The 904-nt window shown below is 75.4% G+C and carries 1 pseudogene; it reads right to left on the bottom strand.

From position 1 onward, the window contains the following. Positions 1 to 795: pseudogene (locus CCN51_RS56810) on the bottom strand (hypothetical protein); the annotation flags it as partial. Positions 796 to 904: the final 109 nt, after the last annotated feature.

Below are 904 nucleotides of genomic sequence, written 5' to 3'. Positions count from 1 at the left end.
GGCACCCGACGCGGGGGCACCGGGAGTGCCATCGCCCGGGGAGGCGGCAGCCGACGCGGCGGCGGCGCGCACGGAGGTGCCACCCTCGCCGCTATCACCCACGGCAGGGACATCGGCAACGTCGGCATCAGACGCGGAACCCCCCGCACCGGCGCCCCCGTCGGAGACATCGCCGCGCGCGATGGCACTCGCGGAAGCGCCACGCCCGGCAGCGGCCTCCAAAGGAGCGCCGCTTGCGGCGACCGTGCCTGCCGGGGCATCAGCAGCCACGGCCTCGCCAGCGGCGGCATCGCCCGCAGCGTCCCCCACGGAGGTGTTGCCACCGGCCCCGCGCCCAGGGGCGGCGCCCAGCGCGGCGACGCCCGAAGCCGCGACGCCCGAAGCGGTGGCGGCCGCAGGGCTGCCATGCTTGGCAACGTCATCCGGCCCGACGGCCCCCGCAAGGCTGCCACCCTCAGCCGCGGCGCCGCCCAGGGCGTCACCCGCTACGGCCTCGTCGGCCACGGCCTCGTCCGCAGCGGGGGCACCCGAAGCCGCAGCACCCGCAGAACTCCCTCGCTCAGCAACGCCACCCAACGCCGCAGCCCCCGCAGAGCCGTCCGCAGCCGTGTCGCCCGAGGTGACCGCGTCCGCGGACGACCCGCTCTCGGCGGCATCACCCGTGGCGGCGGCCCCGTCCGGCGAGTGCGCCGCGAGGCCGTCCGGTGCTGGGCCCTCCTCAGCGTTCGTCTTGTCCCTGTCCGGCAGCTGACGAGAGCGCGTGAAGAGCGACACCCCGAAGTTCCTTCCGTGCATGCGAAGCCTGATGGTGGCACGGCGGACCAGGCTCGGGAGGTCAGGGCCGCCGTTATCCCTTACGGCTCGTCGGCGGTGTCGGTTCAAAACACCGCCGACGAGCCGTAAG

It is taken from the genome of Streptomyces milbemycinicus, from assembly GCF_002154605.1.
GTDB lineage: Bacteria > Actinomycetota > Actinomycetes > Streptomycetales > Streptomycetaceae > Streptomyces > Streptomyces milbemycinicus.
The sequence above is the reverse complement of the archived record's forward strand: the minus strand, read 5'-3'. Positions and strand labels throughout refer to the sequence as shown.